This is a genomic window from Sorangium sp. So ce281 (genome assembly GCF_051527395.1).
Lineage (GTDB): Bacteria > Myxococcota_A > Polyangia > Polyangiales > Polyangiaceae > Sorangium > Sorangium cellulosum_B.
In genome coordinates, this window is the sequence record NZ_CP150322.1 from 9,365,382 (window position 1) to 9,381,585 (window position 16,204).

10 protein-coding genes are annotated in these 16,204 nt (G+C 72.0%); 5 read left to right on the forward strand and 5 right to left on the reverse strand.

Going from position 1 to position 16,204, the window contains the following annotated elements:
• Positions 1-67: 67 nt before the first annotated feature.
• Positions 68-1,723, reverse strand: coding sequence for an RNA repair transcriptional activator RtcR (rtcR, locus tag WMF27_RS35595; RefSeq protein ID WP_437764422.1), 1,656 nt, complete (start codon positions 1,721-1,723; stop codon positions 68-70).
• Between the two features lie 214 nt (positions 1,724-1,937).
• On the opposite strand from rtcR, the gene WMF27_RS35600 reads away from it, so the two are divergent.
• The 3 genes from WMF27_RS35600 (at position 1,938) to argF (ending at position 5,314) form a co-directional block, all read left to right on the forward strand.
• Positions 1,938-3,164, forward strand: a complete 1,227-nt coding sequence (locus WMF27_RS35600) for an RtcB family protein (RefSeq protein WP_437764421.1) — start codon at positions 1,938-1,940, stop codon at positions 3,162-3,164.
• 50 nt (positions 3,165-3,214) lie between these two features.
• Positions 3,215-4,234, forward strand: coding sequence for an RNA 3'-terminal phosphate cyclase (gene rtcA / locus WMF27_RS35605; RefSeq protein WP_437764420.1), 1,020 nt, complete (start codon positions 3,215-3,217; stop codon positions 4,232-4,234).
• Between the two features lie 144 nt (positions 4,235-4,378).
• Positions 4,379-5,314: an ornithine carbamoyltransferase gene (gene argF / locus WMF27_RS35610; RefSeq protein ID WP_437764419.1), complete on the forward strand. Its 936-nt coding sequence runs from the start codon at positions 4,379-4,381 to the stop codon at positions 5,312-5,314.
• Positions 5,315-5,329: 15 nt separating this feature from the next.
• Here the strand turns inward: argF and WMF27_RS35615 are convergent, their stop codons facing one another.
• Positions 5,330-7,837, reverse strand: a complete 2,508-nt coding sequence (locus WMF27_RS35615) for a PAS domain-containing protein (protein ID WP_437764418.1) — start codon at positions 7,835-7,837, stop codon at positions 5,330-5,332.
• Positions 7,838-8,093: 256 nt separating this feature from the next.
• Here WMF27_RS35615 and WMF27_RS35620 point away from each other — a divergent pair, with 256 nt between their 5' ends.
• On the forward strand, positions 8,094-8,639 hold the full coding sequence (locus tag WMF27_RS35620; RefSeq protein ID WP_437764417.1) for a hypothetical protein: 546 nt from the start codon (positions 8,094-8,096) through the stop codon (positions 8,637-8,639).
• A gap of 84 nt (positions 8,640-8,723) precedes the next feature.
• Here the strand turns inward: WMF27_RS35620 and WMF27_RS35625 are convergent, their stop codons facing one another.
• Positions 8,724-10,514 (reverse strand): hypothetical protein, encoded by a 1,791-nt coding sequence (locus tag WMF27_RS35625; RefSeq protein WP_437764416.1) that lies wholly within the window; start codon positions 10,512-10,514, stop codon positions 8,724-8,726.
• A gap of 402 nt (positions 10,515-10,916) precedes the next feature.
• Here WMF27_RS35625 and WMF27_RS35630 point away from each other — a divergent pair, with 402 nt between their 5' ends.
• The gene (locus WMF27_RS35630) at positions 10,917-13,244 is read left to right on the forward strand and encodes an AAA family ATPase (protein WP_437764415.1); all 2,328 of its coding nucleotides are present in this window, start codon (positions 10,917-10,919) and stop codon (positions 13,242-13,244) included.
• 29 nt (positions 13,245-13,273) lie between these two features.
• Here the strand turns inward: WMF27_RS35630 and WMF27_RS35635 are convergent, their stop codons facing one another.
• Complete coding sequence (locus WMF27_RS35635) at positions 13,274-14,401, reverse strand: DUF4419 domain-containing protein (protein ID WP_437764414.1); 1,128 nt, start codon at positions 14,399-14,401, stop codon at positions 13,274-13,276.
• 507 nt (positions 14,402-14,908) lie between these two features.
• The gene (locus tag WMF27_RS35640; RefSeq protein WP_437764413.1) at positions 14,909-15,268 is read right to left on the reverse strand and encodes a hypothetical protein; all 360 of its coding nucleotides are present in this window, start codon (positions 15,266-15,268) and stop codon (positions 14,909-14,911) included.
• Positions 15,269-16,204: the final 936 nt, after the last annotated feature.

Here is a 16,204-nt window from a genome sequence, read left to right on the forward strand (position 1 = left end):
GACGGTTCGGCGCCGCAACGTCGTTGCCCAGGCTCGGTCCTGGCCCCGTGATAGGGGGGAGCCCTCTCTACCCGCCCTCCGCCACCACCTCGCTCCAGTCGATGTCGAACCGCGCCAGGTACTTCCGCAGCCGGTCCGCGTCGTTGACGCTCTTCTTCTTCACCCGCGACGCCGCGAACAGCACCCGTCCCGCCTCCGACAGCGACCGCGCGCCCTTCAGCACCCGCAGCACCTCGGCGAGCTGCACCCTGTCGAACGGGTCGAGCGCCGCCGCCCGGCGCGCGCCGAGCGCCGCGACCACGAGCTCGTCCCCGTCGCTCCCCTCACCCGCCGCGCCTCCCGCGGCGAGCCCCCGCCCGCCCGCCGCCGGCGCTCGCCGCCAGGCCTCCACGAGCCGCCCGATCTCCTCCTCCACGATCGGCACCCCGATCCGTCCCCCGGGCGCGAGCGTCGCCATCCGCGTCACGGCCGCGTTGAAGTCCCGGAAGTTGCCCGGCCACACCGCCTCTCGCGACGTCGCGAACTCGAGGAACCGCGCGCGCGCGTCGCGGCTCATCGTGATCCGCACGCCGAGCAGCCGCGCCGAGGCGTCGAGCTCGTACTCGAGGTTCGGCGCGATGTCCTCGACCCGCTCCCGGAGGCCCGGGAGCCGGAAGGTCCACAGGTTGATCCTCGCCAGGAGGTCCTCCCGGAAGCGCCCCGCCAGAACCTCCAGCGCGAGATCCCGGTTCGTGCCGGCGAGCAGCTGGAACTCGCTCCTCACCTCCCTGTCCGAGCCGACCGGCAAGAACGCCTTCTCCTCGATCGCCCGCAGCAGCATCGCCTGCTCGTCCGCGCCGAGCTCGCCGATCTCGTCGAGGAACAGCACCCCCTCGTGCGCCTTGCGCAAGAGCCCCGGGCGGTCCTGGAGCGCCCCCGTGAACGACCCCTTCGTGTGCCCGAACAGCGCCGACATCGCGCCGTCGCCGCGGATCGTCGCGCAGTTCAGATCCACGAAGTCGCCGCCCACCTGCCGGCGCCCCTTCTTGAGGTCGTAGATCTTCCGCGCGAGCTGCGATTTCCCCGCCCCCGTCGGGCCCATCAGCAGGATGGGCGCCCGCGACGCGATCGCCACGTGCTCGATCCGCTCGATCAGCCGGTTGTACGCCGCGTTGCGCGTGTCGATGCCGCTCTTCAAGAACGACACCCCCTCGCGCTGCTCCTTCTGGAAGCGCGACGCGATGCGGTCGTACTTCGAGAGGTCGAGATCGATGATCGTGAACGACCCGGCCGCGAGCTCCTCACGGTCGCGCTTCGGCGGCGACGTCTGGATGAGCCGACCCGGGAGGTACCGCGACTCCGTGAGCAAGAACAGGCAGATCTGCGCGACGTGCGTGCCCGTCGTGATGTGGACGAGGTAGTCCTCCCGGTCCGGCGCGAACGGGTACGCCCTCGCGAAGTCGTGGAGCGCGCCGTACACCGCCTCGAAGTCCCACGGATCGTCCACCTCGACCACGTGACCGCGGATGTCCGTCTCCGGCGAGGCGCGCCGCACGTCGCCCATCACCGTCCCGGCCAGGCCCTCGAAGCGGCGCTGGTAGAGCAGCTCGAACCGGTCGACGATCAGGTCCTCGTGCTGGCACAGCGCCACGCTCGGGCGCCAGCGCGACCAGCGCTCCGGCGTCTTCCCGGTGTCCAGCGTCGGGCCCAGCATGCCGAGGACCACGGTCGTCTTGCGCGTCATAGAATTTTCTCTAACCGTTTTATACACACGTCTAATCCGCAGGGCCAGCGGCCCGTGATCGCCTGGATTTCGGGTGGCACGCGCCGTGCGATACGCAGGAACGCCGAGCCGACGGAGCGACAGAGCGACCGAACGACAGAGACCGACGGACCCCGCCGCGAACGCGCGCCGCGGCCCGCGCCGGACGGCTCGACCCCTCACCGGAGACCTTGCCATGGAGCGAAGCTACAACGTCATCCCCACGGACTCGGGCGTGCCCATCAAGGCGTGGACGGTCGGCGTGCCGTTCGAGACCGCCGCGGAGGCGCAGCTCAAGAACCTCGCCGCGCTGCCGTTCATCCACAAGTGGATCGCCGTGATGCCCGACGCGCACCAGGGCATCGGCGCGACCGTGGGGAGCGTGGTCGCGACGAGCGGCGCGGTCATCCCGGCGGCGGTGGGCGTCGACATCGGCTGCGGGATGATGGCGGCGCGCACGAGCCTCTCCGCGTCGCAGCTGCCGGACGCGCTGCGCGGGCTCCGGACGGCGATCGAGGGCGCCGTGCCGCACGGGCGCACCGACAACGGCGGGAAGAACGACCGCGGCGCGTGGCGCACGCCGCCCCCCGCCCAGGTCGCGGCGTGGGCCGAGCTCGAGCCGCGGTACCGGCAGATCGTCGAGAAGCACCCGCGCGTCGGGCGCGGCTACGCCATCGAGCACCTCGGCACGCTCGGGACCGGCAACCACTTCATCGAGCTCTGCCTCGACGAGGAGGACCGCGTCTGGGTCATGCTGCACAGCGGGTCGCGCGGCGTCGGCAACCGGGTCGGGAGCCACTTCATCGAGCTCGCCAAGCAGGAGATGAGGCGCTTCTTCATCAACCTGCCCGACGCCGACCTCGCCTACCTGCCGGACGGGACGAGGCACTTCCACGACTACATGCAGGCCGTGTCGTGGGCGCAGGACTTCGCGGCGGTGAACCGCGAGCTGATGATGGCGCAGGTGGTCGAGGCGCTCCGCGGCTCGGGCGAGCTGCCGCCCTTCGACGCGACCGTGGAGGCGGTGAACTGCCACCACAACTACGTGGCGCGCGAGCACCACTACGGGAAGGACGTGCTCGTGACCCGCAAGGGCGCCGTCCGCGCGCAGGCGGGCGATCTCGGGATCATCCCGGGCAGCATGGGCGCGCGCTCGTTCATCGTCCGCGGGCTCGGCAACCGGGAGAGCTTCTGCAGCTCGAGCCACGGCGCGGGCCGCGTCATGTCGCGGGGCGAGGCGCGCCGCCGCTTCTCCGTCGCCGACCACGAGGCCGCGACCGCGGGCGTCGAGTGCCGCAAGGACGAGGACGTGATCGACGAGACGCCGGCGGCCTACAAGCCGATCGACGACGTGATGCGGGCGCAGAAGGATCTCGTCGAGATCGTCCACACCCTGCGGCAGGTCGTCTGCGTGAAGGGGTGAGCCGCGCCCCGGCGCCGTGATATCGCTGATCCAGGGGAGAGCCGATCGCCATGCTGACCATCGATGGATCCATCGGAGAGGGAGGGGGCCAGATCCTCCGCACGACGCTCGGCCTCTCGCTGATCACGCAGGCGCCCGTCCGTATCACCTCGATCCGCAAGGGCCGCGCGCGCCCGGGCCTGATGCGGCAACACCTGACGTCGGTCCGGGCCGCGGCCCAGATCGGCCGCGCCGAGGTGTCGGGCGCCGCGCTCGGGTCGCAGGAGATCGTGTTTCGACCGACCGCGATCGTCCCCGGCGAGCACACGTTCCAGGTCGGGAGCGCGGGGAGCACGACGCTCGTGCTGCAGACCGTCCTGCCCGCGCTGCTCCGCGCGCCCGCGCCGTCGGCGCTCACGCTCGAGGGCGGCACGCACAACCCCCTGGCGCCGCCGTTCGACTTCCTGGACCTCGCCTACCTGCCGCTCGTGCGGAGGATGGGGCCGGACGTCACCGCGACGCTCGTGACGCCCGGCTTCTACCCGGCCGGCGGCGGGCTGGCCCGCGTCTCGATCGCGCCGGCGCCGGCGCTCGCGCCGCTCGAGCTCCTCGAGCGCGGGGAGATCCGCGGCCGGCGGGCGGTCGCGACGGTGTCGAACCTCCCGGGCGCCATCGCGGCGCGCGAGCTCGACGCGGCGGCGGCGGTGCTCGGCTGGGAGCCGGGCTGCTTCAAGCCCAGCGTGCTGAGGGGCGGGAACGGCCCGGGCAACGTGATCACCATCGCCGTCGAGAGCGAGCACGTGACCGAGGTCTTCACCGGGTTCGGCGCGAAGGGCGTGCGCGCGGAGTCCGTCGCCGCGAAGGCGGCCGAGGAGGCGCGCGACTACCTCGCGGCGGGCGTCCCCGTGGGCGAGCACCTGGCCGATCAGCTGCTCTTGCCGATCGCCCTCGCGGGCCGCGGCGCCTTCCGGACCGTGCGCCCGTCATCCCACACGACGACCCACCTCGGGCTGCTCCGGGATCTCCTCGGGATCCGCGCGTCGGTCGAGCAGATCTCGGACGCGGCGTGGCAGATCGAGATCTGGCGCTGAGCGCGGTCCACGGCGGATCCACGGCCGATTGACGGCGGCGTCCCGGTTGTGCCACATCACGACGGGCGTACGGCGCGCCCTGCGTCGCGGGCTGCCCGCGGCGCGACGGCGCGCCCGGACGGCGGCGACGCGGAAGGCGGGACAATGGCGAAGCGCGATTACCTCAAGATCACGGACACCACCCTGGCCGAAGCGCACCGCGTGCTCAGGCTCGCCGCTCGCCTGAAGGAGGAGCCGAAAGGGCGGCGCACGACGATGCTCGCCGGCCGGGCCATCGCGGTCGTCCTGGAGAAGGCGAGCACGCGCACGCGCGTGTCGTTCGAGGTCGGCGCCGCGCAGCTCGGCGCCCATCCGGTCGTGCTGAGCACCCAGGGCAGCCAGCTCGCCCGCGGCGAGCCGATCCGCGACACGGCGCGCGTCCTCGCCCGGTACTGCGACGCCATCGCGTTCCGCACGTCGTCGACCGCGCGCCTGCTCGAGATGGCGGAGGCGAGCGTGCCGGTGATCAACGCGCTCTCGGACGACGGCCACCCGGTGCAGGTGCTCAGCGACATCTTCACGATCCAGGAGGCGCTCGCGGCGAGCGGGGACAGGACCGGCATCGCCGGCCGGCGCATCGCGTTCCTCGGCGACTGCGCGAGCAACATGGCGCGCTCGTGGCTCGAGGCGGCGCCGCTCTTCGATTTCCACCTCGTGCTGGCCGGGCCCGAGGGGTACATGCCGCCCGCGGACGAGGTCGAGCGCGCGCGGAAGACGGGCCACGTCACGATCACGCACGACCCGCGCGAGGGCGCGGCGGGCGCGGACGTGGTGAACACGGACGTGTGGGCGAGCATGGGGCACGAGGCCGAGGCGGAGAAGCGCCGCGCCGCGTTCGCCGGCTGGACCGTGGACGCCAGGGTGATGGCGAAGGCCGCGCAGCACTCCATCGTGCTGCACTGCCTGCCGGCGCACCGCGGCGAGGAGATCGACGACGAGACGCTCGAAGGGCCGCGCTCGCGCGTGTGGGATCAGGCCGAGAACCGGCTGCACGTGCAGAAGGCGCTGATGCTGTGGCTGCTCGGCGTCGAGCTCGCCTGACGCGACCGCGCGGGGTCAACCGAGGAGGGCGCCGCGCCGGGGGCGGGCGGGGGCCCCGTCGCTGCCCGAGCGGCCCGTGAGGTCCGCGACGACCTGCACCAGGTCGGCAGGGTCGATCGGCTTGGCGACGTGCTTCTGGAAGCCGGCCGCCAGCGCCCTCCTCCGGTCCTCGATCCGGGCATAGGCGGTCAGGGCCACGGCGGGGATACGCCGGATCTCGTCCCGGCCCGCCGCGCGGAGCTGGTGGATCAGCGCATAGCCGCTCTCCCCGGGCATACCGATGTCGCTGAGCAGGACATCGGGCCTCAGCCGCTCCAGGACGCTCATGGCCTCGCTCGCCGAGTCGGCCGTGGTGACCCGCGCGCCCGCTCCCTCCAGCAAGAACGCGAGCAGCTCCCGGGCGTCCGGCTCGTCCTCGACGACGAGGACGTGAACGCCGAAGAGCGGCGGCTCCCCGCTCCGCAGCGGGGCGCGCCCCGGCGCAGGCGGCGGCCGCTCGTGCGCGGCGGAGGGCGCCGCGGGCAGGGGGAGCGTCACCGTGAACGTCGCCCCTCCCCCCTCGCCCGGGCTCTCCGCCTCCACCGTGCCGCCGTGCAGCTCGACAATGTGGCGGACGATCGCGAGCCCCAGGCCGAGCCCGCCGTGAGCCCTCGTCGGCGAGGAGTCGCCCTGGCGGAAGCGGTCGAACACATACGGCAGGAACGACGTGGCGATGCCCTTGCCGTTGTCCGTGACCGAGATCGCGACCTGGGAGTCGCTCCGCCCCACCCGGACGGTGACCAGCCCCCGCTTCGGGGTGAATTTCACCGCGTTGGAGAGCAGATTCCACATGACCTGCTGGAGGCGATCCGGGTCGCCGCACACGTGGCTGAGCCTCTCGCCCGGCTCGACGCGGATCTCGATCTCCTTCGCCTTCGCCGTCGGCGTGATGGTGTCCACGGCGGCCTCGATGACCGCGGCGATATCCAAGGTGATCGTGCGGAGCCGCAGCTTGCCCGTGATGATCCGGGAGACCGTCAGGATATCGTCGACGATCTGCGCCTGCGCGTGGGCGTTGCGCTCGATCGACGCCATGCCCTGCTTGACGCGCTCCGGGGCGAGGGCCTTGTCCTTGATCAGCCGCGCCCAGCCCAGGATCGCCGTGAGCGGCGTCCGCAGCTCGTGGGAGACCGTCGCGAGGAACTCGTCCTTCATGCGGTTCGCGTCCTCGGCCCGGATGCGGTCCTTCTCCGACTGGGCGAGCGCCTGCTGCTCGCGGCGGAGCAGCTCCGTGCGCTCGTGCTCGAGCTGCTTCAGCTCGGTGATGTCGACGACGGCGCCCGTCAGGAACAGCGGGGAGCCGTCCCGATCGGCGACGATGCGCCCGCGATCGTGGACCCACCGGATCGACCCGTCGGCGCGGACGACGCGGTGGATGACGTCGTAGATGCACCGCTCGCGGACGCTCCGCTCGTGCGCGGCGATCACGGCGTCGAGATCCTCCGGGTGGACGCGGCTCAGCCAGTCGCCCATGGGCTGCGTCGTCTCGCGCTCGTCCAGGCCCAGGATGCGGTTCAGGCTCGCGTCCCTCGTGTCGTACCGCGTCTCCAGGTCGACCCGCCACGTGCCCACGTCCGCCGCCCACGTGGCCAGCCGGAGCCGATCCTCCCGGTCCTGGAGCGCGCTCTCGATCCGGAACCGCTCGGTCAGGTCGACCGAGGCGCCGACCATGCGGATCGCCTTGCCTCCCGCGTCGCGGAGGACCGTGCCGCGATCGAACACGCGGGCGACGGAGCCGTCGCCGCGGTAGACGCGGTACTGCGCCGACCAGGTGTCGGCGCCCCCGCGGATGAGCTCCTCGAGCGCGCGCGCAATGCGGTCGCGATCCTCGGGCAGCACGCGGCCCACCCACCACGCGCCGGTCGGGGCCGTCTGCTCGGGCGTGTAGCGGAAGACCTCGTGAAACGTCACGTTGCGCTCGACCCGGTCCGTCCGGATATCCCAGTCCCAGATCGGGTCCTTGATCGCTCGACCGAGGAGGCGATAGCGCTCGTCCTGTACGTCCGCCTCCAGGCGCGCGCGCGGCTCCCGGGCGCCTGCGTGCGCGGCGCCATCGGCGGGGCCAGCGAGCGCGACAGCGGCCTGATCGGCGAGCGCCTCGATCAGCCAGGCATCCTCGCCGGAGGCCGGGGCGTCCCGCTCGACCGCGAGCACGCCAGAGACAAGGCCGCCGACGACGAGCGGCGCGGCGGCGACGTGGGCCGCCCCGTCCAGCGCTCGCGCTATCCCGTCGTCGGCGCTCGGGAGCGGGCGGCCGCAGAGCTCGGCGAGCAGCGCCGGATCGAGCCCCAGCGCCGCTCGCACGACCGGACGCCCGCCCTCGTCGTTCAAGATCAGGACGGCCCTGCCGGAGCCGCTCAGACGCGTCGCCGCCGAGAGGACGATCTCTTGAACCGCGGGCGCCGAACACGCCGACGCGAGCGCGCGGCTGGCCTCGGTCAGCGCGCGGATCTGCGAACGGTGCCTCTCCTCGTCTTCGATCACAGGCAGACGACCCTCGGATCCAGCAGGAGGGTGCTCTCGCGGACGATGGGTGTACATCCCTGCCCAGATCAGCCGGGCACGCTCTTGGAACACGGCGCCACCACACCAGAGCACGAGCAGGCGGTATGCCTCTTGCGGCCCTGTCATAGGAGCACGTGGACATGCGCGCCAGCCAAGCCGCGGGCGTCCCGGCGCAGAAAACTTGGCCCGGTATCCCGATTCCTGAGCAAACCCGCGCAGCGTGGATTTCCGCGACATGCCGCCCGAGCTCCTCCTGGCCGTGGCCGGCGCGGCGCTCTCCTTCGGGCTGGTCCAGACGCTCCGGCTCGCGTGGAGGCGCGCATGGCAGCGGCGCCGGCTCTCGCGGTGCCGGGAGCAGGGCGCCGCGGGAGAGGCCCGCGCCGAGGCGCTCCTCCGCGAGCTCGGCTACACCATCGTCGGCCGGCAGGTCGCGATCTCGTACGGAGTCCAGATCGACGGCGAGCCGGTCAGCGTCGGGCTCCGCGCCGACTACCTCGTGGCGCACGGTCCCAGGCGGTATGTCGCCGAGGTGAAGACGGGCCGGCTCGCGCCCCGCATCGACACGCCCGCGACGCGGCGGCAGCTGCTCGAGTACCGCGTCGCGTTCGACGTCGACGGCGTGCTCCTTGTCGACGCGGAGTCCCGGCGGGTGCGGTCGGTGGTGTTCCCGCTGCCCGCCGGCGCCGCGGCCGCGTCGCCGTACGGCGCGCGCCTCGCGTGGGTCCTGGCGGCGGTCGTGGGGGGCCTCGTCGCGGCGATGGCCGCGCGCTCCGCGGGGTGACGCGGGCGCGCGGCGGGCCCGTCCCTGGCGTTTTGGCGGTTCGAATTCTCGCTGTTTGCTCGCGGCTTCAGCCCGATTGTCGCTCTAGCGGCTCGCGGCGCGGCGCGCGCGGCGCCTGCGGCCGGCGAGCAGCAGGAGACCGAGCCCGAGCAGGCCGACCCTGGCCGGCGAGGCCTCCGAGGTCGCGCCCGCGCGGCACGCGCAGGACGTGTCGGGCTTGTTGCCGCCCGTGCCGCCGCCGCTCGCGCCGCCAGAGCCGGAGCCGGAGCCGGAGCCGGAGCCAGAGCCAGAGCCAGTGGTCAGATCCACCGGATCGTCGAGCCCCACGTCGGGTCCGATCGGCCCTCCGCTCGCGGCGGAGGCGGCGCCGCCGTGGACCACCGGCTCGCCGCAGACCCCGTTGACGCACGGCGCGTTGCCGGGGCAGACGGCGCCCGCGCACGCGTCGGCGCAGTTCCCAGCGACGCAGACCTGCCCGTCAGCGCACGTCTTGCCGTCGCAGCCGGTGTCGACGCAACGGCCGTCCCCCCCGCACACCTTGCCGGTCGGGCAGGTACGGCAGCCGCAGTTGGACTGGCAGATGCCGCGCTCGCAGACCGCGCCGTCCTCGCACTCGATGTGGGCGCAGAGATCCACGCACCGCCCGAGCTGGCACTCCTGGTTCGCGGGGCAGACGACGCCGTCGCACCCGCCCACGCAGTTGCCGCCGACGCAGATCTGGCCGCCGGTGCACTCCTTGTCGACGCACGCCGGCTCCACGCAGAAGCCGTCGTTGTTGCAGACGAGGCCGACGTCGCAGACCACCTCGCCGCGCCCGCAGTACGGCACGCACGACCCGCGGTTGCACACGAAGCCCTCGTTGCAGAGCCCCTCGCCGTTGTCGACCTTGCCGTCGCAGTCGTTGTCGATGTTGTCGCAGGTCTCTTTCTGCTCGCCAGGCTCGAGCACGGGCAGGCACTCGACGTCGCCCTCGGTCGCGCAGCCCGTCCTGCCCACGGCGCACGCGCCCTGCAGGCCCGTATCGCAGATCTCGCCGCCGCCTTTGCAGGTCACGCCGGTGATGTAGTAGACGAAATCGTTGAAATCGCCGTCGTTCTCGTACCCGCCCTGGCTCCCCTTCCAGCTCGTCGCGGTCACGGGCAGGTCCTCGAAGGCGACATAGAACGCGTCGGGCTCGGCGGTCGACGTGTAGATGAGCGTCGTCACCCACGGCGCGTTCGGCGTGCAGCTCGTGCAGACGGTGTTCAGCTCGCGCTGCGAGAACTTCGTCTGGGTGCAGTAGGTGCCCTCCTTGCCGATCAGCGCGAAGCCGACCAGGCCGCCCTGGTACCGCCGATCGTTCCGGATGTCCGCCGCCGAGAACTGCCGCGGCGTCCAGCCGTGCTGCCCCGTCTGGGTGGTCACCATCGTGGCCAGCGGGCAGAAATCGTCGTCCTGGCACCGGAACGTCGTTTTGGTGTCCGCAGGGATCAGCTCGTAGATCTGGTTGTCCGGCGGGCGCACGCCGCTCGCGGTCGCGTTGTACCAGCCGAAGGCGACCTTGCACCCGCCCCCGCGCAGCACCAGCTCTCCCGTGAACCCGCAGAGCGGCGAGAAGACACCTGGCTCCGTGCTCGCGTCGGCCACGGGATCGATGTCTTCCCCCCGGTACCCGAAGAGCCCCTCGAGCGTGACGGCGTCCTCGCGGAAACCCCGGCTGGTCACGAGATCAAGCTCATTCTTGCGGACCGCCGTGGGCAGGCGCGTGCCGTCCAGCTGCGTCACAGCAGCGCTCGCGGGCACGGCCCCCGCGAGCGGGGCAAGCGACAGGAACAAGGAAAACGCGGCTCGAGCCGCGCGGCGGCAAGGCGTCGTGAAATAAGGCGTTTGCGGCATGAACACCACTCTACACCTCCCGAGGAGACCAGGGTGGATGAGATTACACATCTCCACACCGCCAGAATTATGCAGCGCAGTTGTTCCTGCGTCGCGGCGCGCAGCCGTTTTGACGCACGCCGTCACCACGACGCATGGGGTGGCTCTGACGTTGAGTCGACCGTCAGTGTATTCCGGCGCCGCTCCCCCTCGCGCCGGGACAGGCCCCCTCGGGGCGCTGCGCGGACGACTGCGGCGGAATCGCCGCAATGGCGACATGAAAGAGCGGAGCAATGAAACGACGGCGCGCGCGACGAAACAACCAACAGCGCCGCCGAGCAACGCAGCGGAGCTCCCGGACCGGGGTGCTGCCCGGGTGTGGTAGGCTCGCGCGCTCGGGCTGCGCGTTTCCACCGCCACCGTATGACCAAGAAATCGCTCCGCGTCTATTTCATCGCCCACCACGACGGCCGCGTCACCGGCATCCTCCTGCGCACGTGGGCATTCCTCTTCGATCGGCCGGCGCCGTCCGCCTATGGCGCCTCCGAGGACGACGTGCTGCGCGCGATCGAGCTCGAGCTCCACGCGAGGCTCGCCACGGACGAGGACGATCTCGATCGCTACCTGTGGGACGAGTCGTTCGAGGTCCGCTCGCTGGACGTCGACGTCCACCCGCAGACCACGGTCAAGCGGACCGCCGTCGTCGGCCGGCGCCAGATCCCGCTGCGGCTCACGTACCTCGCGAGCAAGCTCGCCGAGGGCGGCGTCCGCGTGATGCTCCCCCGCTTCGGCTGGTCCGTGGTCCTCGAGGATCTCTCGATTGCGCCCGACGTGCTCCGCCAGCTCGTCACGAGCGCGCTGCTCGGCGAGTCCCCGCGGTCGCTCTTCGATTTTCGCCGGGAGGGAGACGAGTACGTGCGCCCGTGGTCGCCGCGCCGGATGGAGCGCGCCGGCCGGACCGCCCGGCGCCCGGAGGACAAGCGCCCGACGCTGCACGCCGTCTCCGAGGATCTCGTCGAGAAGGCCGCGCGCCAGCGGCTGCCGCCCGCGGTGGGCGAGTCCGAGGAGCTCGAGCAGGCGCTGCCGCTGTTCGACGTGGCGCGCGCCTCGTCGATGCCGTCGATCCTGCTGGTGGGCGGCCCGGGCGTCGGCAAGACGACCTGGGTCCACCGGCTGGCGCGGCGGTTCGCGGCGTGGCGAAGGGACAAGGCGCGCGCGAGCTCGCCGGGCCTGTTCAGCACGTCGGCCGATCGGCTGCTCGCCGGGATGAAGTACCTCGGCATGTGGCAGGCGAGGTGCCTGAAGCTCGTGAGCGAGCTGTCGCACGAGGGGGATCTGCTCCACGTCGGCGCGCTCCTGCAGCTGCTCCGGCCGCAGCCGGACGGCGCGTCGATCGGCGACGTGTTCCTGCCCGCGCTCCGGACCGGCGAGGTGAGCCTCATCGCGGAGTGCACCGAGCCGGAGCTCGAGGCGTGCCAGCGCCGCGCGGCGTCGCTCGTGGCGTGCTTCCAGATCGTCCGGCTGCGCGAGCCGGATGCGGCCGCGGTGCCGGCGCTGCTCGCGGAGTACGAGGCGCGGAAGGACACGCGCGTCCGGCTGCACCCGGCGGGCAAGAAGCGGCTGGTGCAGCACCTCGCGATGTTCCGGCGCGACGTGCTCTTCCCCGGCAAGGCGTTCCGCTTCTTCGACTGGCTCGCGCAGGAGGCCGGCGCCCGGGCCGGCGGGGAGGCGGAGGCGGCCGGAGCGGCGCCGGCGCGCGTGCTGTACCCGCGGGACGTGTCCGAGGCCTACGCGCGCCACTCGGGGCTGCCGATCGAGCTCATCGCCGACGAGATCCCCGCGAGCGCCGAGACGATCGCGCGCGGGCTGAAGCGGCGCGTGATCGGGCAGGACGAGGCGTGCGACACGGCGGCGCGGGTGCTGGCGCGCTTCAAGGCCGGGATGAACGACCCCGAGCGCCCGTGCGGCACGCTGCTGTTCGTCGGCCCGACCGGCGTGGGCAAGACGGAGCTCGCGAAGGAGCTCGCGCGGTCGATGTTCGGCGACGAGGGGCGGATGATCCGGCTCGACATGAGCGAGTACAGGCTCCCGGGCTCGTCGGCGCGCCTGCTCGCGGCGGGGCCGGACGCGACGACGCTGGCGCAGCGCGTGCGGCAGGAGCCGCTGTCGCTCGTGCTCCTCGACGAGATCGAGAAGGCGCACCGCGAGGTGTTCGACCTCTTGCTCGCGATCCTCGGCGAGGGGCGGCTGACGGACGAGGACGGGCGCCACGTGGATTTCCGGATGGTGCTCCTCGTGATGACCTCGAACCTCGGCGTCGCCGACCGGGCGCCGGTCGGCTTCGGCGGCGACGACGAGCGCGCCCTGCCCCCGGGCGCGCGGCGCGCAGCGCCGGCGGGCGTGCGCGAGCACTTCCGGCCGGAGTTCGTGAACCGCATCGACCACGTCGTGCAGTTCCGGGGCCTCGGGCGGGACAGCGTGCTCAGGATCGTCGATCTCGAGCTCGCCAAGGCCGAGGCGCGCACCGGGCTCGTGCGGCGCAACCTGAGGCTCCGTGTGCTGCCCGAGGCGCGGGCCTGGCTAGCCGAGGCGGGGTTCGATCCGAGGCGCGGGGCGCGGCCGCTGAAGCGGGTGATCGAGGAGCGGGTGATCACGCCGATCGCGGCGCGCATGGCGGAGGATCCGGGGTGCAGGGATCGAGACGTCGTGGTGGCGGGCGGGGGCGCGGGGCTCGATGTGCGGTTCGGGTAAACGATGGGAGAGCGCCGGTCGGCCGGCGCTCAGCCCGCTTCGATGGGCTCCTCGGGCGCGGCCCCGGGCTCCTCGTGCAAAATGGCCCAGACGAACTCCGGGATGAGCGCGAGTGAGTGAGGGTCCTGTGTGACGCCGATGAGCCCGCTGATGAGCTCCAGGGAGTGCTCCTGACGGTGCGCGTCGACGAGCCGCAGCGGCGCGCTCGCCAGCGCCGGCGGGAGCCGAGCGAACCCCGGCCCCTGCGGATCCGCCAGCGCCACGAGCGGGTTGCGGCGAGCATCCGCCGCCTTCCACCGCTCGAGCCAGCCGTCGAGGTGCGTATTCGGGACGAAGTGATCTGCGGGCCACGCGCGGAGGTAGGGGAAGAGCACGTGAATCCAGCCGGTGAGCTCGTCCGCCGCGTTCTCGTACCGGAAGAAAGCGCGCCAGAACGCCGGATCCGGGGGCTTTCGCCCCTCCGCCGAGGCGACGATCTGGTCCAGCACGGGCAGGAGCGCGCGGGTCCAGCGCTCCGCGCCGAGCGCTCCGAATGCTTCCGCGCGCTGCCGCACAGAGCGCCAGTCATCCGCCGTGCCCATCAGGTAGATGCGCGGGATTCCGGGTGTCGGAAACACCATATCGGCCGGGAACGGCGGCTCCCACTCGAAGTGCGGCGCGAGCGGGGTTGTCACCGTGAGCTCCGAGGCCACCCGCTCGACCGGCCCCGTCGTCGAGAAGTTGGCTGCCAAGAGCTCCCTCAGCTCGCCGACCTGCGCTGCGGTCTGGGCGGAGAGCTCCGAGAACGTGATGGGCCACGGGTTCACCTGGCCGAGCGTGAAATCAGGCCGGTCGAGCGTCAGCTCGAAATCGCGGTCCTCCCGGATGAACTTGCGCCGCTGCGCCTCGTTCGAGGCGATGTGGAGCGTGAGCCCCCGCGCCAGGCAGAGCCATATCACGTCGGGCGAGAGCACGAGCGGATAGCGCTGGGTGAAGGCCATGTACGCTGCCTGGACGAGCGGGTGCACGTCCGTGCGCCCGACGAGCGGCAGGCGATGGCGGTAGGCGGCCTCGATGTGCGAGACGAGCAGGCTCTGCACCGAAGCTTCTTCGTCGAACGCGGGCAGGAGCTCCGTCGAAGGCGCGACCCCGGCAACGTCGATCGTCGTAACGCTCATGGCTCCTCGTCCTCCTGACCCTGCGCGACGGCTCCATGGGCCAGCGCTGCCGTAGATAGAACCTCGTACACAAGCGCGCCGCGCGAGACAACTCGCGCCGGCGGCAGCTGTGCAGCGGGCTCAACCTTGGAATCGCCTCGGCAGCACCTCGACCTCGTCAGGCGCGCCGACGCACGACCGTGCGTCAGACGCGTGAGCGGAGAGGCAGCAAGCGCTCACCCACAGCGGAACATTCCAGAAAAATTGACACATCCGTGCGTGCAATCAGAGCGCCAGGTTACCTGCTCGGCGGACCGACCGCAATCGCGATGCTTGTCGCCACGTCGCCCTGGAGGCATGCGCGGATTCGGTCCCGGGGGACCGCCACGATGGCGTGAAGGTGCGGGCATCTCCCGGTCCACAAGGCGGATCCGGAGAGGTGCGCTGCTGGACGAGCAGGGTGACATGGCACGGCAACTCCCGCCTCCAGGCGAGGAGCGAGGCGCTTGGCAGCGCATGAGTTTCGCGTCATTCATGGCGCATGCCCTCCTCGCGCAGCTCCTCGCGCAGCCGTTCGCCGTCGCCGTCGAAAGCCACAGGTGTCCGCTCGGGGCTGCGCGTCCAGATAAAAAGCGCGGGCAATTTCGCGCATCCCCTGACCGAGGCAGGCAGCACGTCCAGCAGCGCGGCCGCGCCCAACGCCGTGAACCAGGCCGCGGCCCCCAGCCCGACCCCGAAGCCAGACCCCTTCTCCGGCTGGGATCCCGTCACGCGGAAGAGCACCAGCAAACCGAGTTCGCCCGGCCCGACGACCACGACGACGGCCGCGCCGCAGAGTCCATCGGGGGGCCATGCCGGGAGCACGACGACCGGCAACAACAGCCCCAATGTCGGTCGAGTACCCACCAGCGCGCCAAGCTCACCCACCGCGACGCCGAGGCCGCCGCTCTCCAGCGCCGGGGACCTGCAGGATCCGGTCAGGCCTCGATCCGCTGCTTCCGATAGCGGCCTCCCCAGGGGCTCCACGCAGCCTCAGACCATCGAGCCCACCGTCAGGCCTCGATCCGCTGCTTCCGATAGCGGCCTCCCCAGGGGCTCCACGCAGCCTCAGACCATCGAGCCCACCGTCAGGCCTCGATCCGCTGCTTCCGATAGCGGCCTCCCCAAGGGCTCCACCCAGCCTCAGACCACCGAGCCCATCGTCAGGCCTCGATCCGCTGCTTCCGACGGCGGCCTCCCCAAGGGCTCCACCCAGCCTCAGACCACCGAGCCCATCGTCAGGCCTCGATCCGCTGCTTCCGATGGCGGCCTTCCCAAAGGCTCCACCCAGCCTCAGACCACCGAGCCCACCGTCAGGCCTCGATCCGCTGCTTCCGATGGCGGCCTCCCCAAGGGCTCCACCCAACCTCAGACCACCGAGCCCACCGTCAGGCCTCGATCCGCTGCTTCCGACGGCGGCCTCCCCAAAGGCTCCACCCAGCCTCAGACCATCGAGCCCACCGTCAGGCCTCGATCCGCTGCTTCCGACGGCGGCCTCCCCAAGGGCTCCGCCCAGCCTCAGACCACCGAGCCCGCCGTCAGGCCTCAATCCGCCCCTTCCGACGGCGGCCTTCCCAAAGGCTCCACCCAGCCTCAGACCACCGAGCCCACCGTCAGGCCTCGATCCGCTGCTTCCGACGGCGGCCTCCCCAAGGGCTCCCCCCAGCCTCAGACCACCGAGCCCACCGCCAGGCCTCGATCCGCCCCTTCCGATGGCGGCCTCCCCAAGGGCTCCACCCAGCCTCAGACCACCGAGCCCACCGCCAAGCCTCAGTCCGCTGCTTC